Annotated in this window: 18 protein-coding genes and 1 pseudogene; 6 read left to right on the plus strand and 13 right to left on the minus strand. The window is 65.2% G+C overall.

All coding sequences use genetic code 11. The features are described 5' to 3' along the window. Window positions 1-4 precede the first annotated feature (4 nt). Together modB and ACYQ4Z_RS09475 are read left to right on the plus strand one after the other, a co-directional pair. A complete protein-coding gene (gene modB, locus ACYQ4Z_RS09470) occupies window positions 5-679 on the plus strand; it encodes a molybdate ABC transporter permease subunit (protein ID WP_119335921.1) in 675 nt (224 codons plus the stop codon). Between the two features lie 4 nt (window positions 680-683). Continuing rightward, window positions 684-1,835 (plus strand): ABC transporter ATP-binding protein, encoded by a 1,152-nt coding sequence (locus ACYQ4Z_RS09475; RefSeq protein WP_438438418.1) that lies wholly within the window; start codon window positions 684-686, stop codon window positions 1,833-1,835. A 124-nt stretch (window positions 1,836-1,959) separates the two neighbouring features. Here the strand turns inward: ACYQ4Z_RS09475 and ACYQ4Z_RS09480 are convergent, their stop codons facing one another. Beyond that, on the minus strand, window positions 1,960-2,907 hold the full coding sequence (locus ACYQ4Z_RS09480) for a sulfurtransferase (protein WP_459860865.1): 948 nt from the start codon (window positions 2,905-2,907) through the stop codon (window positions 1,960-1,962). A 182-nt stretch (window positions 2,908-3,089) separates the two neighbouring features. Between ACYQ4Z_RS09480 and ACYQ4Z_RS09485 the strand changes: the two are divergent. Beyond that, window positions 3,090-3,302: pseudogene (locus ACYQ4Z_RS09485) on the plus strand (DUF2061 domain-containing protein); the annotation flags it as partial. 15 nt (window positions 3,303-3,317) lie between these two features. On the opposite strand, the gene ACYQ4Z_RS09490 reads toward ACYQ4Z_RS09485, so the two are convergent. Next, the gene (locus ACYQ4Z_RS09490; RefSeq protein WP_219972673.1) at window positions 3,318-4,208 is read right to left on the minus strand and encodes an AEC family transporter; all 891 of its coding nucleotides are present in this window, start codon (window positions 4,206-4,208) and stop codon (window positions 3,318-3,320) included. 293 nt (window positions 4,209-4,501) lie between these two features. On the opposite strand from ACYQ4Z_RS09490, the gene ACYQ4Z_RS09495 reads away from it, so the two are divergent. Further along, complete coding sequence (locus ACYQ4Z_RS09495) at window positions 4,502-5,953, plus strand: DEAD/DEAH box helicase (RefSeq protein ID WP_219972672.1); 1,452 nt, start codon at window positions 4,502-4,504, stop codon at window positions 5,951-5,953. Between the two features lie 48 nt (window positions 5,954-6,001). Here the strand turns inward: ACYQ4Z_RS09495 and nusB are convergent, their stop codons facing one another. From nusB to ACYQ4Z_RS09525, 6 genes are read right to left on the minus strand one after another with little or no spacing between them, the layout of a single operon-like run. Beyond that, complete coding sequence (gene nusB, locus ACYQ4Z_RS09500; RefSeq protein ID WP_219972671.1) at window positions 6,002-6,466, minus strand: transcription antitermination factor NusB; 465 nt, start codon at window positions 6,464-6,466, stop codon at window positions 6,002-6,004. Then, window positions 6,463-6,951 (minus strand): 6,7-dimethyl-8-ribityllumazine synthase, encoded by a 489-nt coding sequence (gene ribH, locus ACYQ4Z_RS09505; protein WP_217125981.1) that lies wholly within the window; start codon window positions 6,949-6,951, stop codon window positions 6,463-6,465. The genes nusB and ribH overlap by 4 nt, the downstream gene beginning before the upstream one ends. An 18-nt stretch (window positions 6,952-6,969) precedes the next feature. Continuing rightward, window positions 6,970-7,185 carry a DUF2283 domain-containing protein gene (locus ACYQ4Z_RS09510; protein WP_119335929.1) on the minus strand — a complete coding sequence of 72 codons (216 nt, stop codon included), beginning with the start codon at window positions 7,183-7,185 and terminating at the stop codon, window positions 6,970-6,972. After that, window positions 7,169-7,453 (minus strand): DUF4258 domain-containing protein, encoded by a 285-nt coding sequence (locus tag ACYQ4Z_RS09515; protein ID WP_119335930.1) that lies wholly within the window; start codon window positions 7,451-7,453, stop codon window positions 7,169-7,171. The genes ACYQ4Z_RS09510 and ACYQ4Z_RS09515 overlap by 17 nt, the downstream gene beginning before the upstream one ends. Then, window positions 7,450-8,556 carry a bifunctional 3,4-dihydroxy-2-butanone-4-phosphate synthase/GTP cyclohydrolase II gene (gene ribBA / locus ACYQ4Z_RS09520; protein ID WP_119335931.1) on the minus strand — a complete coding sequence of 369 codons (1,107 nt, stop codon included), beginning with the start codon at window positions 8,554-8,556 and terminating at the stop codon, window positions 7,450-7,452. The genes ACYQ4Z_RS09515 and ribBA overlap by 4 nt, the downstream gene beginning before the upstream one ends. Further along, window positions 8,553-9,233: a riboflavin synthase gene (locus ACYQ4Z_RS09525; protein WP_119335932.1), complete on the minus strand. Its 681-nt coding sequence runs from the start codon at window positions 9,231-9,233 to the stop codon at window positions 8,553-8,555. Before ACYQ4Z_RS09525 ends, ribBA begins: the two co-directional genes overlap by 4 nt. Window positions 9,234-9,360: 127 nt before the next feature. Here ACYQ4Z_RS09525 and ACYQ4Z_RS09530 point away from each other — a divergent pair, with 127 nt between their 5' ends. Further along, on the plus strand, window positions 9,361-9,792 hold the full coding sequence (locus ACYQ4Z_RS09530) for a hypothetical protein (protein ID WP_459860866.1): 432 nt from the start codon (window positions 9,361-9,363) through the stop codon (window positions 9,790-9,792). Between the two features lie 49 nt (window positions 9,793-9,841). On the opposite strand, the gene ACYQ4Z_RS09535 is transcribed toward ACYQ4Z_RS09530, so the two are convergent. The 4 genes from ACYQ4Z_RS09535 to ubiB are packed head-to-tail and all read right to left on the minus strand — an operon-like array spanning window position 9,842 to window position 17,120. After that, a complete protein-coding gene (locus tag ACYQ4Z_RS09535; protein WP_459860867.1) occupies window positions 9,842-12,484 on the minus strand; it encodes a translocation/assembly module TamB domain-containing protein in 2,643 nt (880 codons plus the stop codon). After that, window positions 12,484-14,277 carry an autotransporter assembly complex protein TamA gene (locus ACYQ4Z_RS09540; protein WP_219972667.1) on the minus strand — a complete coding sequence of 598 codons (1,794 nt, stop codon included), beginning with the start codon at window positions 14,275-14,277 and terminating at the stop codon, window positions 12,484-12,486. Before ACYQ4Z_RS09540 ends, ACYQ4Z_RS09535 begins: the two co-directional genes overlap by 1 nt. A 28-nt stretch (window positions 14,278-14,305) precedes the next feature. Next, on the minus strand, window positions 14,306-15,580 hold the full coding sequence (locus ACYQ4Z_RS09545) for an ATP-grasp domain-containing protein (RefSeq protein WP_459860868.1): 1,275 nt from the start codon (window positions 15,578-15,580) through the stop codon (window positions 14,306-14,308). Between the two features lies 1 nt (window position 15,581). After that, window positions 15,582-17,120 carry a ubiquinone biosynthesis regulatory protein kinase UbiB gene (ubiB, locus tag ACYQ4Z_RS09550; RefSeq protein ID WP_459860869.1) on the minus strand — a complete coding sequence of 513 codons (1,539 nt, stop codon included), beginning with the start codon at window positions 17,118-17,120 and terminating at the stop codon, window positions 15,582-15,584. Window positions 17,121-17,211: 91 nt separating this feature from the next. Here ubiB and thiI point away from each other — a divergent pair, with 91 nt between their 5' ends. Further along, window positions 17,212-18,669, plus strand: coding sequence for a tRNA uracil 4-sulfurtransferase ThiI (gene thiI / locus ACYQ4Z_RS09555; RefSeq protein WP_219972665.1), 1,458 nt, complete (start codon window positions 17,212-17,214; stop codon window positions 18,667-18,669). Here thiI and ACYQ4Z_RS09560 read toward each other — a convergent pair. Next, complete coding sequence (locus tag ACYQ4Z_RS09560; RefSeq protein ID WP_459860870.1) at window positions 18,623-19,696, minus strand: AI-2E family transporter; 1,074 nt, start codon at window positions 19,694-19,696, stop codon at window positions 18,623-18,625. The two genes, thiI and ACYQ4Z_RS09560, sit on opposite strands and share 47 nt — an antisense overlap. Window positions 19,697-19,856 lie beyond the last annotated feature (160 nt).

The raw sequence follows: 19,856 nt of genomic DNA on the forward strand, positions 1-19,856 counted from the left end.
ACGCATGGAGTGGGACGCATTCTGGCTGTCGTGCCAATTGGCTGCCGCAACGTTGGTGCTGCTCATGCCGTTCGGCGTCTGGGCAGGGCGCGCTTTGGCCTACCACACCTTTCGCGGTAAAGCGCTGATCGAAGGTCTGGTGCTTCTACCGCTCGTGCTGCCACCCACGGTGCTCGGCTTCTATCTGCTCGTCGTGCTCGGCGGCGCGTCACCGTTGGGCGAGTGGCTGCACGAGACATTCGGTGTCACGCTGGTGTTCAACTTCACTGGCCTCATCCTGGCATCGCTCCTCTTCAACCTGCCGTTCGTGATCCCGCCGGCGCAGCGGGCGTTCGAAGCGATCGATCCGCGGTTGCGCGAAGCGGCGCGCGTGATGGGGTTACCCCGCTACCGCATCTTTTGGCAGGTGGAGCTGCCGCTCACCTGGCGCGCGCTCGTTGCTGCGGCAGTGCTCACGTTTGTCCATACCTTGGGCGAATTCGGGGTCGTCTTGATGGTAGGGGGTAACATTCCCGGCGAAACGCGGACGATCGCGATCGCAATCTACGACCGCGTCCAAGCCTTCGATCTCGCCGCGGCGAACCAGATGGCGCTGGTTCTGCTCCTTCTGTCGCTTGCCGCGGTGGTCACCACCTTTGCCCTCTCTGCACGCGCAGCGGTTCCGCGTCGTTCGGAATGACGCGATGGACGGGACCGAAACGCAGACGCTCACGGTTGCGGTCGATCAACGCGAACCGATCCCGCTGACGGGCCGCTTGACCGTGCCCGCAGGGAAACTGGTGGCGCTGGTCGGTCCTTCGGGCGCCGGCAAGAGTTCGCTGCTGCGGATCGTCGCGGGGCTTCTGCGTCCGCAGCACGGCGTCGTCAAACTGGGCGCCAGTTGTTGGCTCGATACCGAACGCCGCGTCTGGCTTCCTCCGGAAGCGCGGCAGGTGGGGATGCTCTTTCAGCACTATGCGCTGATGCCCCACTGTAGCGCGGAGGTGAACGTCGCCATGGCGCTGTGGCGACTGCCGCGGCGGGATCGCCAGCGCCTTGCGCGTGCATGGCTCGAACGGGTGGGTCTTCCCGAATCCCACTGGCATCGCCTGCCGAACGCGCTCTCCGGAGGGGAACAGCAGCGCGTCGCATTGGCACGCGCGCTGGCTGCATACCCCAAGGTCTTGCTCCTGGACGAACCCTTCTCCGCAGTCGATGCGTTGCGGCGCAGCGAGCTTTACGCGTTGCTCGCCACCTTGCGGCAGGAATTGACGATGCCGATCGTGATGGTCACCCACGACCTCATGGAAGCGCGGCTCCTTGCCGACGAAATCGCGGTGATCGACCGTGGGGCCCTGTTGCAACAGGGCCCAACCGAACACCTCTACCGCAGCCCGCGCAACGCCCGCGTCGCAGCGATTCTCGGGATCCGGAACCGTTTCGTCGGCCGCTGGCTCGGCCCCGATCCGCTGCGCCCGGGCTGGGGACGGCTCGAATGGCGTGCCCACACCGAAAGGGACGACGCGCCCGTAATCGCTGTCCTGCCTGCACGCGACAAAGGGCGGATCCCGCTTGGCCAAGCGGTTCATTGGGTCGTGCAAAACGACGCGCTGACGCTACGCACGTGCGACGCGCCGCCATGCCCGGGTAACCCGGTGCGCCTCGCGGTGACGGTCACTTCGGTGCGCAGCTCCGGCGACTTTTCCCTCGTCGAGGTGGCGCTCTCCGCTTCGCCGCAACTCTGCTGGCAGATCACCCTCACCGGCCGGGAACGGCACCGTTTCCAGGTTGGGGAATCGGCTTTTCTCTGCCTCGACCCCAGCTGGATCCACGTGATGCCAATTCGGCGGCGGTAGCACGCGTCCGACCAACGGTGGGGCGTGAATGGCCGTACGCACCCCCATCCTTATCCGTAGCCGAACGGTTGGCGGCAAACGGCTGGGACGCATGGGTGTTGGTCTCAAGCGCCCTTTTCGTGTCTCAGAGGGCGAAGTCGGCGTCGAACGGTTCGTTCCCTTTGACTACCGGCAACGTCAAAGTGCGATCCCAGTCGGACCAGCCGCCGTCATAGACGCGAACGTCCTGATACCCCAGCGCTTTGAGCTGTAACCACGCCAGGGCCGAGCGAAAACCGTCGTGACAGTAGGTGATTACCGTTTTGTCCTTGGGCACCGCTGCGTAAAGCTGTGCCAAATCGGTCATCGAACGCCATTTCTGGCTGAGGCCATCGACGCCAGCCAGGCTCACGACATTGATCGCGCCGGGAATGTGGCCACCCTGGATGCTGTGCTGGATTCGCTCCCCGCGGTACATGGCGTTCGGGCGGGCATCGACCAAGACGACATCGGAGCGCCGTTCCGCAACCACCCAGCGGTAGACATCGACCCAATCGACCAGGCGATCGGCGGGCGCAGGTTTGAGCGTAACGTTGCCGCGTGGGCGCGGCTGCTCTGCCCTTTTGTGCAGTTCGTTGAACGCGGTCCATTCCAGCGTGCCGCCGTTCAAGATTTTCACTCGGCTCATATCGAACCCGTAGAGGTCGAGCAAAAAATAGACGCGGGAGGCGAGCGCCGTGAGGGAATCGTCGTAGATCACGATCGTCGAATCATCATTGACGCCCCAGCGCCGGAGCGTTTCTTGAAACACTTCCCGCGCGGGAAACTTCATGATCGGCAACGCGTCGTTCTTGCCCAGATCGGCAAACCGCTGCACCTGCACCGCGCCCGGGATGTGCCCGACCGTGAAGTAGCGGTGCGGATAATAGCGCACCTCGAGCACCACCAGATTCGGGTCGTCGATCCGTTCCGCGAGCCAATCGGCGTCGACCAGAAAGCCGGGCGTGGCCGCACGCGCCACGACGAGCGGCAGTGACAATAAGAGCACCAACAACCCTGGAAACCACGCTTTCAGGAACGAACGCGCCATCATGCATCTCCTATACGACATTAATTTATTACCTTATAAGAATAACATGCTATGGCTAAAAACACCCGTTCAATCGGGAAACGCGACCACATCAATTTTCCCAATATAGTCGATATTGATTCTCAATTGCATTTCAATTCGGTAACCCCTATACTTCTTCAGACCTCACCCAAGAGGAGACAAAGATGTCCCGCTTCCGCAAGATCATCGCGCCTCACCGTCAATTGGCGGCGAAAACCCTTTCCTACTTCACGATGCACATCACCGTTGCCGCGTTGGTTGCCTACGCGGTGACCGGGAGCTGGCAGGCGGCGCTTGCCCTATCGCTCATCGAACCGATGGTGCAAAGCGTCGCGTACTTCTTCCACGAGCGTTTTTGGGCAGCGCGCGCCAGACGAACAGCGGACACCCCATCAATGCGTCGCCAACAAACCCAGCCAGAACGTGAGGGTGACCGCGGAAACCACCGTAGTGAGCGAGATCAACCGTGCCACTCCGGGCCCGTCGCCGCCCATCCGTGACGCGAGGATATAAGCGGAGCTTGCCGACGGAAGCGCCGCAAAGAGCACCAAGACCGCGAACGGTAGCGGCGGGAGCGCCAACCACTGCCCCAACAGCCATGCCAACGCCGGGCTCACCACCAATTTGATCGTGGCAATGAGGCCACCAGAGCGCACGAGATCGCGCGCAGGCGTAAGCGCGGCACCCACCGCCAACAGACCGATCGCCACCGCTGCGGCGGCCAGCCGCGCCAACAGCGCATCGACCGGCTGCGGCACCACGCCACCGACTGCGTGAAAGAGGAGCCCCGCCACCGTCGCGAGCACCAGCGGGTTGGCAATGAGGTGCCGCATTCCGCCCGGAGACCGCCGCGCCATGCTGCCCACTGCGAACACGTTCGCGAGCGGCACCAGCGCGCCGCACAGCACCCCCATCCACGCCAGGCCCGTCGCCCCATAAGCCTGTTGCGCAACCGCCATGCCGATGTAGGTATTGAAGCGGTACGCGCACTGCGCGCGCGACGCCACCGCAAGGGGTTCGTCGCCGACCCATCGGCCGAGCGCGAAGACGAGCACGAATCCCACGCCCATCACCAAAGCGCCACTTGCGATCAGCATCACCGCGTCGCCCAATGCAAAGGGCGCGTTGGCCAACGAGCGAAACAGCAACGCGGGAAAGAGTACGAAATAGACGAGCCGCTCCACACCCACCCAAAAGCGTTCCTCGGTGAGCAGAAACCTTCTGAGCACCACGCCGAGCGCAATGCAGGCAAAATCGGGAAAAATGATCGCAAACGCGTCCATGGGGCTTCCGTGTTCGTGGTCTATTGGTTGGGTTGGTGAATTGGGTTGGGTTACTTTGAGTTGCGTTGCGTTTGGGGATCTTCTCTTACCGTGTTATAGTGTCGGTTGCATTGCGTCGCAGTCAGTAGATTCTTCTTGGCGCCTGTTGGGCGCGTCACGCTTCTGGGACTGTCGCCGCAGTCCCGTCGTCGGCTCCGCGCGCAAGCGGCAGCACCTGCATTGTACTTGGCTCGTTGCCATCGACGGTTCATGTCCGGATGGATATTTTTTATCTTTCATCGAAAGGAACGTTCATGGCAACGACACCGTTTTCTCCCGAAACTCCAACGCAAACCGCAACCACCTTCGCCGATCTGGGGCTCCCCCAATCGATCTTGTCCGCCGTCACCCAATCGGGTTACACCGAACCGACGACGGTGCAGCGCGAGGCGATTCCCGCCGTGCTCGCGAACGAAGATCTGCTCGTTTCGTCGCAGACCGGTAGCGGCAAGACCGCAGCGTTCGCGCTGCCGCTCTTGGCGCGTCTGGCAAACCCCCGCCCCGATCCCCGGACACGCGGTGCGCGCGTGCTGGTGCTCACCCCGACCCGCGAACTCGCGCAGCAGGTCGAAAAGGCGTTTCGTACCTACGGAAGCGGGCTTCGCCGCTTGAAGACCGTGACCCTGGTGGGTGGGATGCCTTTCGGCCCGCAACGTAGAGACCTTGCGGGCTACGTCGATGTGATCGTCGCCACCCCCGGGCGCCTCAAAGATCACCTCAACCAGCGCACGCTCACGCTCGACGCGGTGGAGACGCTGGTGCTGGACGAAGCCGACCGCATGCTCGACATGGGGTTCATCGACGACATCCGCGAGATCGTCGCCACCACCCCAGCGAACCGGCAGACGCTCCTCTTTTCCGCGACGCTCGAAGGGGTCGTGGGACAACTCGCGCGTTCGATCACTCGGAATGCGCGCCGGATCGAGGTGGCGCGCACCCCGGAAGCGGCGCCGAAGATCGAGGAACGGGTACACTATTTCGACAACGAAGCGCACAAGAACCGGTTGCTCGCGCACCTGCTGAACGACGAAGCACTCCAACAGGCGGTGATCTTCACCGCGACCAAACGCGGTGCCGAAGCGCTTGCCGGTCGGCTCCAGGATTCGGGGTTGCGTGCCTCGGCGCTTCATGGCGACATGTCGCAGCGTGCCCGCAGCCGCGTGGTCGAGCAACTCCGGCGCGGCGCGGTGCAGGTGCTGGTCGCGACCGACGTTGCGGCACGCGGGCTGGACATCGCCGGCATTTCGCACGTGATCAATTTCGATCCCCCCAAACAGTTCGAAGACTACGTCCATCGCATCGGTCGCACCGGTCGTGCCGGACGCGAAGGGGTGGCGGTCACGTTCGTGCACCCCAACGAATCGCGCTTGATCCAGGGGATCAGCCGCTTCGTCGGCCGGACGCTCCCGGAAGTGACCATTGCCGGTCTGGAGCCGAGCATTCCGCGCCCCGCAGGGGGGCAGCGCCACTCGGCAAACGGGCACGGCCGGAACGAGCGTCGCGGCCCCAGCAAAACGCGCCGCACTGCTGCCCACGCCAAATCGTACGCCGGGCAGGAACGCGGCGGCTGGGAACGGAGCCGAACCGGAAGCTGGGATAAGCCGGAAGGATCACATCGCCCCCGTCGCGCGTGGGATGCGCCCGCGTACGACCGCTGGGACGACGATGCGCCGCGTCAACGGCGGACGCTTTCGGTCAAGAAGTGACACAAATGAAAGGGAGCGTGCGCTCCCTTGTTTACGAGCGGGCTTTTTTCACGAACGGGATGTGAATTCCACCGCGCGCTCGCGTTTGGCAAAGCGGTCGAGCACACCGTTGACGAATTTGTAGCCTTCGTCTGCGCCGTAGCGTTTCGCCAGCTCGATCGCCTCGTCGATGATCACCCGATGGTTGGTTTCCGGATGGCCGGCAAACTCTGCCGCGGCGATCAACAGGATCGCGTGCTCGATGGGGTCGAGGTCGGTGATCGCGCGGCGCGAGAAAGGCGCCAGTTTGGCGCGAAACGCATCGGCATGGCGAATTGCGGTGCGGAGCAGCTCCAGCATCAGCAGATGGTCGGTGTGGGGAAAATCCGCCTCTTCGGCAAGTTGCTGTTCGATCGCGGCCAGGTCGTGTTCGGTGAGCAGCCACTGGTAGACCCCTTTGAGCGCGAGCTCGCGCGCAAGCCGCCGCCGCGAGCGCGATTTGTCGAGGGGCGTGGAGCGCTCGGCCGCGCTCACTGCGCACCTCCTTGCCGGGCCAACGCGCGCAGGTGGTTCGCCATCTCCACCGCCACTTGCGCACAGTCACGCCCTTTGCCGTGCATGCGCACTTCGGCCTCTTCGTCGGTGTTGGTGGTGAGCACCCCGTTGGCGATCGGGACACCGGTCTCGAGCTGTACGCGGGTGATCCCAGCCGCCATCTCGTTCGCGACGATCTCGAAATGGTAGGTCTCTCCCCGAATCACCGCACCCAGCGCAATGAGCGCGTCGAAGCGGCCAGAACGCGCCATCTTTTGGAGGATGAGCGGCAGTTCGAGCGCGCCGGGGACGGTGACGATCGCGACCGCATCGGGGGAGACGCCCAAACGGCGCAATTCCGCGACGCACGCCGAAAGCAGGCCATCGCCCACCTCCTGGTTGAAGCGCGCGAGCGCAATGCCAACGCGCACACCGCGGCCGTCGAGGTTCGGTTCGTATTCGTAAATGTCGTCGTATCGTGCCATGAGTCGATCCTAAAAACGTCACAAAACAGCGGGCGACGGTGCCGCCACCGCAAATTCCATACAATTGGGGGCGTGCGTCCGCTGACTGGCATCCAAGATCTCGATACTGACTACGTTGCCTTCCGCATCGAAATCGAGGATCACACCCGGTCGGATCTCTTCCGAAGATTCGATCGTGCCTTCGCGCAACGTCAAATGGAGGGTATCGGTTTCCCGATCATAGACCGCCTTCATGCTCGCCATCCCCTCGCTGCAGATATTTTTCCATTTTACTGGTTCGATAGACCGTAACGACCACTGGCGGTTCGTGCCCACTTTCGACCACGACGCGCACCAGGTACGTCTTTGCCGCGAAAACGATCCTTTTTTGGTAAATCGATCGGCCGCCTGCACCCGCAACGACCGACTCGGGCGCTTCTATCGTCGAAGCGATCCGTTCGAGCGTGATTCCCCGACGCGCCGCTTCGAAGCGCGCATGATCGGTCATGCGAAACGGTGTCATCCCTCTTCTTCGAAACCCACCACCTCCAGCCCGAAACCGGTCAGGTTCGGGAAACGCATCGGGTGCGACATGAGGCGCATCTTGCCGACCCCCAGCGAACGGAGGATCTGCGCCCCGACGCCGAGGAAACGGGGGTCCCAGGCGCGGCGACGCACCCGCTGTTCGGTGAAGTTTTCCAAGAGCTCTTCGCCGCTCTGCGCGCGGTAGAGCATCACCGCGACACCAGCAGGGTGCAGGGCGATCCGCTCCAACGCCTGCGGCAGCGTCACGCTGTGCCCGGCGTAGCCCGGGTCGAGAAAGTCGAGGATCGAAACCGGTTCATGCACCCGCACGAGCGTCTCTTGGTCGGCGGTGATCGGCCCTTTCCATGCGGCGAAGTGCACGTCGCCGGTGGTGGTGTCGCGAAACGCGGTGAGGGTGAGTGCCCCCCACGGGGTCGCGATCGCCTTTTCCGCCATCCGTTCGACCAGCGTTTCGGTGCGCAGCCGGTATTCGATGAGGTCGCGGATCGCGCCGATCTTGAGCCCGTGTTGCGCTGCGAACCGCTTGAGCTGCGGCAGGCGCGCCATCGTGCCGTCTTCGTCGAGGATTTCGCAGATCACCGCTGCCGGTTCGAACCCGGCAAGCGCCGCGAGGTCGCAACCGGCTTCGGTGTGACCGGCGCGAATGAGCACCCCCCCTTTGCGCGCCATCAGTGGAAAGACGTGGCCCGGCTGCACCAGGTCGGAAGGTTTCGCGTTGCGCGCTACCGCGGTGCGGATGGTATGGGCGCGGTCGTACGCCGAAATGCCGGTGGTCACCCCCTGCGCCGCTTCGATCGAGACGGTAAAGGCCGTGCCATAGGGGGTGCCGTTTGCTTCGGCCATGAGCCGCAACCCCAACTGCGCACACCGCTCCGGCGTGAGCGTGAGGCAGATCAACCCACGACCGTACTTCGCCATGAAGTTGATCGCTTCCGGCGTGACACATTCGGCGGCCATCACCAGGTCACCTTCGTTTTCGCGGTCCTCGTCGTCGACCAGGATCACCATCCGGCCCGCTTGGAGCTCGGCGATGATCTCGGGCACCGACGCGAGCGCGACCGTTTCGCCGACGTCGTTCATGGACCATCACCTCCCAGCACATCCGTTTCAGGCAGCGATTCGGGCGTCTGCGCAAAATGGCGGGCGTAGGCAAGGAGCCGTTCGCCGTAACGCGCGATGGGGTCGACTTCAAGGTTGACGCGCGTCCCAGCGGTCAGGCGGTCGAAATTGGTCATCGCGACCGTGTGCGGAATGAGGTTCACCGTAAAGAGGCAACTGCCGTCGGCACGATCTTCGACCTCGTTCACGGTGAGGCTGACGCCGTCGATCGCGATCGACCCTTTGCGGGCGACGAACGGCGCCACTTGCGGTGGCGCGCGAAACTGCACGCGCGTACTTTCGCCGACTGGGGTCACTGCGACCACCTCACCCACCGCGTCGACATGGCCCGTGACCCAGTGGCCGCCCAAAGGATCGCCGACTTTGAGCGCTTTTTCGAGATTGACGCGGGACCCGACCTCGTTGAGCCCGGTGGTGCACGAGAGCGTTTCGCCGGAGACGTCGTACTCCAGGCACGGATTGCCCGCAACCATGCGCCGCCCGACCACGGTGAGGCAGACGCCGCTATGGGCGACGCTGTCACCGATCCGCACGTCGGAGAAATCGAGCGAGCCCACATCGACGGCGATCCGCACCCCATCGGCAAGCGGCGTCACCGCAGCAATGCGTCCCACGCCGATCACGATTCCCGTAAACATCCTGGTCTTCCTTTGCGTCCCGGATCGGATTGTAACAAGGAGTCCGCGTAAAAACCGCGCCGCACGGCAAAGCCAGGTAGAATCGGCATCTGTCTGCGCAACTGCGAACCAACGAAAGGAGCAAACGATGGCGAAACGCATTCCCAATCCCGACCCGAACGGGCTCTTCCGCGAAGAGACGATCTCCGACCCGAAAGTGGGGGCGATCCGGCGCATGATTCCGGTGACCGCCGATGGGCTGCCCGATCCCGACCGCGACGAGAAGTTCATCGGCGAACTCACCGTGATGACGCCGATGGGGGCGTTACCGCTCACCTTCGAAATCCCGGCGAAAAGCCTCTCGGACGCGGTCGCAAGGTTTGCCGACGCCGCGGAAAAGCAGCTCGAGCGGATGCAGGACGAGTTGCGCCGCCTTGAACTCGAACAGTCGTCGCTGTTGGCGAAGCAGGCGCTCGTCGGCGGCGGACTGGGAGGACAGGGCGGCCCCGGAAGCGCCGGCGGCCCAGGCGGTTTGGGGGGCGGTCGCGCTGGCGGCGGCAGCGGCCTCATCCTTCCGTGAGTGCGGCGCTTGGAGAAAACGCCGTCGTGCGAACGGTAACGCGGCGCGCTCAGCGCCGCTTTTCGCTGCGCAAGACCGCCTCGATCCCTTGCCGCGCGCCCGCGGTAATCTGCAGCGCGAGCACCGGGCGCAACTGCCACGCGATCACCAGCCGACCCACCCCTTGTTCCGCCCCGGCATAGTAACGGGCGACCACGTTGGGCGCAAGGCGCTTGCCGAGCGTCCATTCGGTGGTCCCCGTTTCGGTGGTGGCGATCCCCACTTCGTCGAAACCAAACGCCTGCCCCAAGTCCTGCAAGACGCTGTCGGCTTGGGTCAGCCCCAACCCACGCGCCGCGGTGAGGAGCAACCCCAGTGACGTGCCGCCGCTCCCCAAGGGCTGGCCGGTGATGAGCAGACTCAACATCTCGCCCTCCGGCCGCGCTGGTTCGGCAAAGAGTTCACTCTTCAGCTTCGACACCGGCCCCCAAAGGCGCAACCCCACGAGCCCTTCGTTCGGCAGGGTACGGACCGCTTCTGCTTCGACGATCGGGTCGCTGAGTGGGCCGGCAAAGGTCACACTGCCGCTGCGCACCGCCATATCGACTCCGTAGCCGCGGTAGCGGCCGTCTACGAGCGCGATCGTGCCGGTTCCGGTTGGCGGCGCGGGGGGATCCCGGCGCACCATCAAAGCACCGATCAGGCGGGTGGTAAAACCGTACCCTTCGACCCGCACCGCGTCTCCCAATACCGTCTCCACCGCGAGCGCCACCGGATAGCCACTGGTTTTTTCCTGCGGGGCGTCGGCATAGACCAGATCGTCCGATTCGCCGACCACCCCTTCGGGTAGCGCCTGCACGCGCAGCGTCGCGCTCGGGACGACGACACGCCCATGAACCACGGCGCCGCTGGGTTGCGCCCACACGGAGAGCGCCGGCGCAAGATCGAGCGCAAGTTCCGGCACCCGCATCGCCGCGAACCGTTCGCCACGAATCTGCACCGCGGCCGACCAGTCGGGCCACGCGGCGGTACCCGTGCCCGTCACCGTCAGCGTGCCGCCCGCGGTGCTCGCCACCGTCGCACTCAAGGTCAGGGTACGATCCGGGGCAAGCGCAAGGCGCGCCTGCGGCAACCGCAGACCGACCCCTGCCTGCGGTAATGTCACGGTACCGTCGTGGAGTGTCAGGGTCGCGGCGACTTGGGGTGCGGCGATCGTTCCGGACACGGCTGCGTCCAGCATAGCGCGACCGTCGATGCCGGTCACGTCAGGCACGAGCGGCGCGAACGGCGCAAGCGACGGGATCGACACCTGCGCTTGCGCCGCGATCGTCTCCGGCTGGGTCCAATCGACCTGTGCGGTGAGCGTACCGTCGAGTTTCAACGTGGCCACCGGCGAGGCTTCCGGAAGCCACGGTCGCGCCAGACGCTGCACCGTCGCGAGCGGAAAGCGCGCGGTGGCGTGGGCGGAGACTGGCGCTTCAGGCCGCTGTTGGGCGCTCAGGCAGAGCTCCCCGGCCGCCTCCCCCGGGGTCAAACAGAGCGGCGCGACTTGCCAGGCGCCGGGGCGCCAGGTGAGCGCCGAAGCCTTGCGCAGACGCCAGACGCCCAGTTGCGGTGATGTTATGGTGAACGCGGTCAGCGCGCCCTGCCACGCGAAAGCGGCGTCGTCTGCCCCCGTGCGTGCTGCGCCCGCCACGGTGAGCGCGACAGAACCGGGTGCCGACGCCGCCTGCACGCGGATTTCGTGGCGGGCAAGCGTCCCGGTGAGCTGCCCACGAATGCGGTCGATCGGTGGCGCATCCCCCCAAGTGAGTCGATCGAACGCCGCTTCGAGCGCGAGTTCGGGCGTGTGCCAAGGACCTCGCATCGCGCCTTCGACTACCACCCGACCGGCAAGCGGCAGGCGCAACTGTTTGACGAGCGGTAGCTCCGCCAATTGCGGGGCAGCAAACCGCAGGTGCATCTCGACGGTGCCGTCTGCGTCGCCCGCACCGGCGACCACGAGCTGAGCGCTGCCGTGGCGCGCGGTGAGCGCCGCGGAAACGCGCGGAACGGTGCGCCACTCAGCAGTGAGCGCACCCGAGAGCGCACCGTCGGCGCTTGCGACGAGGAGGTCGTCAAGCGTTGCGTCGGTGGCACGAAGCGCACCGCGCCAGCTCAGTCGATCGATGCGGTAGGGCGCAGTCATCGCCGGGTGGTGGATCGTAAGCGCGGTAGCAGCAAAGCGATCGACCGCGATCGCCACCGGCACGGCTTTGAGCGTTGCAGCGAGCGCATCGAGTTCGGCGCGCCAATCGCTCGGCGGCGCGTCGTCCAGCTGCGGCTTGACCGTCACCGTAGCGCGTTCGAGCCCGAGCGCGCGCAAATGGATCGTCCGACGCGCAAGCGCCCCCCAATCGAGCGCGATCGTGACCCGGTCGACGCGCACGGTCAGCGCTTCGTCACGCCAACCGAGGTTGCGCCAGACCACGCCAGTACGAAGCGTCCCCGATTCGTAGGCAATCTGCAGTGCAGGCACCATGCGATCCACCCACCGGGTCAGCAATGCAGTTCCCGTTTCGGTCGTGATCGCAGCAGTAAAGAGCACCACACCCGCCACCACGAACTGCACAAGCAGCCACACCGCCTCGGCAATCCAGAACGGCAACGCCGCAAGCCCCGCGACGCCCAGCGCCAAAAGCGCCCGCCACCACGATTGGTGCCGCCGCCGCATCAGAAGGTCACTCCCAGTCCGAGGTGGAGCCGCGGGGTACGGCGGTCACCGTCGAGCGGCACGGCGAGGTCGACCTGGAGTAACCCAACGGGCGAACGCCAGCGGGCGCCGACGCCGATCGCGGAAGCGGGCGCAAAGTCGAGCCAACTGTCGAACGCCTGACCGGTATCGAAAAAGAGCGCGCCGTACCAACCCGGCGGCCCGACGGGGTGGAGCAGCTCGACGCTCGCCACCACCAGATGCTGTCCACCGAGCACACGACCACTCCCATCGCGCGGGGCCAACGTCTGGTAGCCATAGCCACGCACCGAACGATCCCCGCCCGCGAAAAAGCGCAGCGCGCGCGGCAATTCGGTCAATTTGCCGCCCCACGTCGTCCCCCATTCGCCGCGCGCCCGCACGATCGTGCGTCCGAACGGCCATGCGAACTGCCCGCGCAGGTGCATCTGCATGAGGTCGTCGCTGCTCAAAAGCCTACGGGTCGCACCGCGTACGGTTGCCTGCCAGCCGAAACCGCGGGTAGGAAAGAGGGAATCGTCGAACCCTTGCCAGCCCACGGTGAGGTGTTGCAACCAGAAGTGGCTTTGCGTCACGGCGCTTCCCGAATCGGTTCGGCTCCGCAGCCAGTCCGACCCGACCGAAAGCGTCCAGGCGTCCCGCACGCGCGTCCATGAAAGCCCCACCTGTGCCGTCTGCTCGGTGAGTCCCAACCGCGATTCCCGCGACCATTCGCCGTGCCAAAGCAAAAACTCCGTCTTGGGGTGGCGGCGCGGCACACGGTAGTCGAAGGTGAGCCGCTGCGTTTCGCGTGCGAACAACAGCGTGATTTCGCCCTGATGACCGCGGCGATTGAGCAACGGCCAGGCAATCGTGCCGCGCAATTGCGCGCCGATGTCGCTGAAATAGCCAAGTGCCGCCTCGTAGCGACGGCGCGGCGCGGGGGTCGATTCGATCCGGAGCGGAACCCGGTCCCCGGTACGCGCCGCCCAATCGGGGAGCACCCGCACGCGGTCGAACCATTCGGTACTCATGAGGCTGCGTTGCGCCTCAGCCACCGCTTCCAGCCGGTAGCGGTCACCCGGTGCGACGGGAAGCGCGCGGCGTAGAACCGATGCTTCGACCGGTGCGTCGGGGGCGTCGATCGCGCCGATCACGAGCGGCGCGCCGCTCTCCAGCACCAACCATGCTTCGGCGGTATTGCGGGTGCGATCGACGATGAGCGCTTTGCGGCGGAAACGCGCGTCGACGAACCCTTCACGCTGCGCGAGCGCAAGGAGCCCGTCTCGCGTCGCGTCGAACGCCCCTTGATCGACAACCTCGCCGACCTTGAGCGGCACCGTAGCGCGCCACGCCTGCGCCGCGTCGGAGTCACTCAGCGGCCCGTCGATCGTGATTGCGACATGCGACCAGCGGGTGGGCGGTCCAGGGTCGATCGTGAGCACCAACGGGGAACACGGCGCGTCATCGGCCCAACGTGCGGTGACTTTGGCGTGAAAATGGCCCAACGCCCGCAGCGCGCTTTCGGCCTTCGCGACCACGCGGCGGCGCCATGCGGCATCGCGCTCCGGTGATGCCGTAGCGCACGCGCGCGGCACTTGCGCCACGGTTCGCGCGACGTTCGTCCGCAAGCGGCCGGTGACCCCTTCGACACGAACGGAAGGTGGCGCCGTCTGCTCGGCGCGCTCTGGCGCGGCAACCGATGGCTCATCTTGGGCGCCTGAGGCGACAGGCACGGAAAACGCCCAGACGACCCCGAGCACGACGCGCAGCGGCACCTGGCGGGTTCGTTCCATCTTCTGATGATAGCAAAGTGGCAACGGCTCAAATGGCGAAGACCGGTGCGAACCCACCGCCGAGCGTACGGAAATTGGTGGTCTGCCCCGCGTAGAGGCGCGCAGCGAAGAGCAGCACCTCGCCGTCGTAGGCGTAGGCGCGGATGTCGAATTTGAACGGTTTCGTCGCGCCCCCCGTTTCCGCTTCCGGCACCGGCCGCACCGCCGGGGCCGCGTAGGCCTGTGCGACATAGGTGCCGGGCAGGATCACCGTCTCCCAAACGCGGCGCGTCAGTTTGTCGCCGCGGTACGCCGCTTTGCTGCCGTAACCGGCCACTGGTTTGAAAAAGAACGCGCGCCGTTCGGCCCAGAGCGTCGCGGCATTTTCGGGTGTCACCAACACGGTGGTCGGCACGTGCGCCAACAGGAGCGCCCGCGTTTCGCCATCGACGCCGAGCGCCTGCAGCGCGGCGTCGTCCGAAAGCGTGACCAGCCGCCGCTTGTCGGCTAGGAGCGCGTGGGCGCGCGGGTGCGGCGTCACCACCGCCGCGTCGCCAAGGTACGCGTCCCGCACCGCCGCGTGCGCCGGGGCTTCGAGCGCGAAGTCGGTCAAGCGGTTATAGACGAGATCGATCGCAACACGCGCCCCCGCGTCACTACGCAGCCACAGCCGCCCGTCGGCACAGGTAAGCGCGGTGGGGTCCGCGATCGCGACGCGGTACCCCGCTTCGGTGAGCAACGCGCAAAAAAGGAGAAACTCGGGGTAGAGGTACTGTTCTCCGGGATCGTCGTCGACGATCGCGATCGTGGTAAGGGGCGCGTTTCCCCGGCAGCGCCGCCATTCGGTCTGAAACATCGCGCACAGCGCCGCGGTGGGCGGGGGTTGTTCGGTCTCTGCCGCGATTTTCGCTGCCAATTCCGGGCAGCAGGCGCGCTGCGCCGCCCGGATCATGGCGTTGATCATCGCACCACCGGCGTTGGTGTTGATCTCGATAAGTTGCGGCCCGCGCTCGGTGATGTGAAAGTCGTACCCCATCAACACACCCCGCGCGGCGGTGGCGTGGCGCGCCGTTGCCGGTGCCGTCCCGAGCGCCGCTTTCTGCCATGCCGTGGTTTGTGCCAACCGTTCGACCGCGGCGACCACCGCGCGAATCGTCGCCAGATCCGCTTCCGGCACGAAAAGCGCCACCGGTGCGATCAGGTGCGGGCGCTCGGCAAAACGCGCCGGGAGTTGGGCGAGCATCGGGTCACCGGCTGCCCAGGTGTCGAGGACCTGCGCAAGCCGTGCGCGATCGAGCGAATGGCAGGTACAGGTGTGGTGCATCTTACAGCCAACCGTTTTTGACCAACCACCAAACGAGCACGAGCGACGCCACCCACCCGGCGACGAGCGCTGTACGGCGCACCCGTTCCTTGCGTTTGGCTTTCGCGGCGCGCCGCGCGGCGATCTTCGCTTGCCGACGCGCCGTTTCGCGCGCGAGCAACTCCTGGTGCAACAGGCGCGGCAGTTGCGGTACCCATTTCGCCCAATGGGGCGCCTCCTCGCGCAGCGCTTTGGGCAACGCCCGCCACCCCACCTGCTCGCTCATCCACCGTTCGAGAAAGGGTTTCGCGGTTTGCCACAGGTCGAGGTCGGGGTCGAGCTGCCGCCCCAACCCCTCGATGTTCAAGAGCGTCTTTTGCAGCAACACCAGTTGCGGCTGCACCTCGACTTCGAAACGCCGCGCCGTCTGAAAGAGCCGCAACAGAGTTTTTCCAAACGAGATCTCTTTGAGCGGGCGGTCGAAGATCGGCTCACAGACCGCGCGGATCGCCCCTTCGAACTCTTCGACGCGCACGTACGGCGGCGCCCATCCGGCTTCGATGTGCGCAAGCGCCACCCGGCGGTAGTCGCGCTGGAAAAAGGCGAGAAAATTGACCGCGAGGTAGTTTTTGTCTTCGTCGGAAAGCGTGCCCATGATGCCGAAGTCGAGCGCGATGTAGCGCCCGTCGGGGGCTACCAGGATATTGCCCGGATGCATGTCGGCGTGGAAAAAGCCGTCGCGAAAAACCTGCGTGAAGAAGATCTCGACCCCCGCGGCGGAGAGCCGTTTGAGGTCGATCCCCTGCGCCCGCAACGCGTCGATCCGCGAAATCGGCGTGCCGTGCATCCGCTCCATTACCATCACCTGGCTGCCGCAGTAGTCCCAATAGACCTCAGGCACGATGAGGAGCTTAGCATCACGGAAATTGCGCCGCAATTGCGAACAGTTCGCCGCTTCTCGCATCAGGTCGAGCTCGTCTTCGAGCGATTTCGCGAACTCCGCGACCACTTCGCGCGGCCGCAGCCGCTCCCCTTCCGACCAGAGGGTTTCGAGCAGCCACGCAGCGGCATCCATCAACGCGACGTCGTGTTCGATCACCTGACGGATGCCCGGACGCAAGATCTTCACCGCCGCTTCGCGCCCGTCGAAGAGTTGTGCGAAGTGGACCTGCGCCACCGACGCGCTTGCCACCGGCTCGGGGTCGAACGCCGCGAACACTTCGGTCACGGGGCGGTCGAAATGGTGTTCGAGGATCGTGAGCGCCGTTGCGCTCGAAAACGGGGGGACGCGATCTTGCAGCTTTGCCAGTTCGTCGGCGATGTCCGGCGGGATGAGGTCGCGGCGGGTGGAGAGCATCTGCCCGAACTTGACGAAGATCGGACCCAGGGATTCGAGCGCCACCCGCAAGCGCACGCCACGCGGCGTCGCATCGTGCCGCCAGAAAAAGAGGCGGCGCCACCATCGGGACAACCGCCCAGACGGGTCGGCCGCGCAGACGATCTCGTCGAGCCGGTAGCGGTAGCCGATCCAAACGATGCGAATGAGGCGCAAAAGGCGCATGACGGACGTGATAGCGAAAGAACCTGCGCATTGTACCGTCTTGTCCGCCGGTTCCGTACAATACGCTCCTTCACTAGGCGGGGACGAGACGATGCGCTATTGGGTTCGCTTTGCACCGGAAATCATGATCAAGGGCAGCAGCGTGCGCAAACAGCTGAGCGCGCAGCTTGCCGAAAACCTCAAAGCGGTTTTCGCCAAGCGCGGGATCGAAGCGACGTTTGCGCGCCACCGCGACCGCATCGACGTCACGGTTGCCGACCCTTGCGCGACTGCGGCCGAAGCCGCGCTCACGCAGACCCCGGGGGTAAACCAAGCATGGCGGGTCAAGAGCGCGCAGCTCGACACCCCGACGCTCGACGCCGTCGCTGCCGCGATCGTTGCCGAAGCGGCACCCCGCGTCACCGGTAAACGCTTTGCCGTGCGCGCTCGTCGTAAGGGCACACACCCGTTCACCTCGCAGGAGATCGAGCGCGCCGTCGGCGCCGCGCTCCTTGCCGCCGCCCCGAACGCGCAGGTCGACCTCACCCAACCGGAGGTGGTGGTCGAGCTCGAACTCGACGGTACGCAGCTTGCCTTCGTCGACGCGCGGATTCCGGGGCTGGGCGGTTTTCCACTCGGCTCGCAAGGTGAGGCGCTCGCGCTCGTCTCCGGCGGTTTCGATTCGACCGTGGCCAGTTTCATGAGTCTGCGCCGTGGCGTACGCACCCACTTTCTCTTCTTCAACTTGGGTGGTGCCGCGCACGACTTGGGCGTCAAGCAGATGAGCTTCTATCTGTGGCAGCGGTTCGCGCTGTCACACCGCCTCCACTTCATCTCGGTGCCGTTCGAAGGGGTGGTCGAGGCGTTGCTCACTCAGATCCCCGACAGCTACATGGGCGTGATGCTGAAACGGTTGATGCTGATCGCCGCGGAACGGATCGCGGACGAAATGGGCATCGACGCGCTCGTCACCGGTGAAAGCGTCGCACAGGTCTCCAGTCAGACGCTGCGCAATCTGGCGCTCATCGACAGCGCAACGCGCAAACTGGTGTTGCGGCCGCTCGCGTTCGTGGACAAAGGGGAGATCATCACATGGGCCGAGCGCATCGGCGCGCGGCAGTTCGCCGAGACGATGCCGGAATATTGCGCGGTGATCTCGCGTCATCCGGTCACCCACGGTTCGTTCCAACGCTTGGCCGCGGTCGAACGCCGTTTCGATTTCGCGCGCCTGGACGAAGCGATCGCCGCGCGCGAGGTAACCCCGGTCGATCAGCTCCCGCAGACGATCAACGCCCAACCGGCGGTGCCCGTCGTGACGACGCCGGAAGCGGGCGACGAAATTCTCGACATTCGCCCACCGGAGCGAGTCAAAGCGGCACCGCTTACCCTGCCCCACCGGGTAGTCCCCTTTTTCGCACTCAAAGAGGCAGCGAAGGGGTTCGACCCCAACCGACGCTATCTGCTTTACTGCGACAAAGGGGTGTTGAGCCAGCTCCACGCGCTGCGGTTGCGCCAAGCCGGTTTCAACCAGGTGTACGTTTTCCGCCCGAATGGACCGCCCCGCCCATGAGCACTGCCCACCCCCGCGTGCTCGGGTGGCTTTCGAGCGCCAATTTCGCGATCATCGTCAGCGGAATCGAGAGAAACGCGCCCACGGTGCCGAGCAACCAGCCCCACAAAAGGAGCGAGACCAGCACCACCGTCGGCGAAAGCCCCAGCGCTTGCCCCATCCAGCGCGGCTCGACGACGTTGCCCAATACGACGTCGATCGCGAGATACCCCACCGCAACCACCGCCGCGTCGATTGGGCCATACTGCAACAGCGCCAAGACGACCGCGGGCAGCGCGGCAATGATCGAGCCGATCGTCGGGATGAAGTTCAAGAGCCCCGCCAAGACGCCGAAAAAGAGCGCGAAATCGACCCCACGCCACGCCAACAGCCCCCACGCCAGCAACCCGGTAGCGGCGCTCACACTGGTTTTGATCACCAGATAGCGATTCACCGCCGCCAAGAAGCGGCGCATCCGCACCTGTGCCCGTCGCTCGCGCGGGAACGCCGCGGTGAAACGGGCCGTAAGCGTTGGCACCTCCAGCAGCAAAAAGACGTACGCCAAGAGCACCAACGCGAAATTGGCCGTCACCTGACCGGTTGCCGCAGCGAGCGTCCGCGCCCCTTGCGCGATCACCGCAAGCGACGGGGTCGGCAACTCCGCCAGGAGCGACTCCCACGGCGCGCCGCGCGCCGCCAGCCACGCTTGCACGCCGCTGTAGAAGGACAACCATTTGCTCTGGTATTCCGGGCCATTCGCCGCCAGTTGTCGCGCGGTGAGCTCGATGACGTTGAAGAGTTGAAACACTGCGAACCCAACGACGACGAAGAGCAGCACGATCCCCAGCCCCCAAGGCACTTTACGGCGATGGAGCCAGACGAGCGGCGGCACCGAGATCATCGCAAGAAAGACTGCGACCAGTAGCGGCGCGAGCCAACTCGCCACCGCCTGCACCCCGGCACCGATCACGACAAGCGCCGCAATGACGAAGAGCGGCAGAGGCAGCTGCCCCGTTCGCTCCCGACGCGGTTCGCGTTCCTGCGCCACGTTCCCTCCTCTTCGTTCACTCTCAGGTTCTTGGGTTGCGCGATCACGCCCTTGGGCCGTTGCGAACGTTCCCCGCCCGTGGTCTCATTTCGAGCCGATGGGGTGCGCGCGCTCAGCGGGGCGAGTATAATCGGAAGCAAACCCTTTCGTTACCAAGATC

This window comes from Hydrogenophilus hirschii, from assembly GCF_054656675.1.

What these genes read in the sequence shown, in the direction of transcription:
- modB (WP_119335921.1), top strand. Translation starts at nt 5, where the DNA reads ATGGAGTGGGACGCATTCTGGCTGTCGTGCCAATTGGCTGCCGCAACG.
- ACYQ4Z_RS09475 (WP_438438418.1), top strand. Translation starts at nt 684, where the DNA reads ATGGACGGGACCGAAACGCAGACGCTCACGGTTGCGGTCGATCAACGC.
- ACYQ4Z_RS09480 (WP_459860865.1), bottom strand. Translation starts at nt 2,907, where the DNA reads ATGATGGCGCGTTCGTTCCTGAAAGCGTGGTTTCCAGGGTTGTTGGTG.
- ACYQ4Z_RS09490 (WP_219972673.1), bottom strand. Translation starts at nt 4,208, where the DNA reads ATGGACGCGTTTGCGATCATTTTTCCCGATTTTGCCTGCATTGCGCTC.
- ACYQ4Z_RS09495 (WP_219972672.1), top strand. Translation starts at nt 4,502, where the DNA reads ATGGCAACGACACCGTTTTCTCCCGAAACTCCAACGCAAACCGCAACC.
- ribH (WP_217125981.1), bottom strand. Translation starts at nt 6,951, where the DNA reads ATGGCACGATACGACGACATTTACGAATACGAACCGAACCTCGACGGC.
- ACYQ4Z_RS09510 (WP_119335929.1), bottom strand. Translation starts at nt 7,185, where the DNA reads ATGAAGGCGGTCTATGATCGGGAAACCGATACCCTCCATTTGACGTTG.
- ACYQ4Z_RS09515 (WP_119335930.1), bottom strand. Translation starts at nt 7,453, where the DNA reads ATGACACCGTTTCGCATGACCGATCATGCGCGCTTCGAAGCGGCGCGT.
- ribBA (WP_119335931.1), bottom strand. Translation starts at nt 8,556, where the DNA reads ATGAACGACGTCGGCGAAACGGTCGCGCTCGCGTCGGTGCCCGAGATC.
- ACYQ4Z_RS09525 (WP_119335932.1), bottom strand. Translation starts at nt 9,233, where the DNA reads ATGTTTACGGGAATCGTGATCGGCGTGGGACGCATTGCTGCGGTGACG.
- ACYQ4Z_RS09530 (WP_459860866.1), top strand. Translation starts at nt 9,361, where the DNA reads ATGGCGAAACGCATTCCCAATCCCGACCCGAACGGGCTCTTCCGCGAA.
- ACYQ4Z_RS09535 (WP_459860867.1), bottom strand. Translation starts at nt 12,484, where the DNA reads ATGCGGCGGCGGCACCAATCGTGGTGGCGGGCGCTTTTGGCGCTGGGC.
- ACYQ4Z_RS09540 (WP_219972667.1), bottom strand. Translation starts at nt 14,277, where the DNA reads ATGGAACGAACCCGCCAGGTGCCGCTGCGCGTCGTGCTCGGGGTCGTC.
- ACYQ4Z_RS09545 (WP_459860868.1), bottom strand. Translation starts at nt 15,580, where the DNA reads ATGCACCACACCTGTACCTGCCATTCGCTCGATCGCGCACGGCTTGCG.
- ubiB (WP_459860869.1), bottom strand. Translation starts at nt 17,120, where the DNA reads ATGCGCCTTTTGCGCCTCATTCGCATCGTTTGGATCGGCTACCGCTAC.
- thiI (WP_219972665.1), top strand. Translation starts at nt 17,212, where the DNA reads ATGCGCTATTGGGTTCGCTTTGCACCGGAAATCATGATCAAGGGCAGC.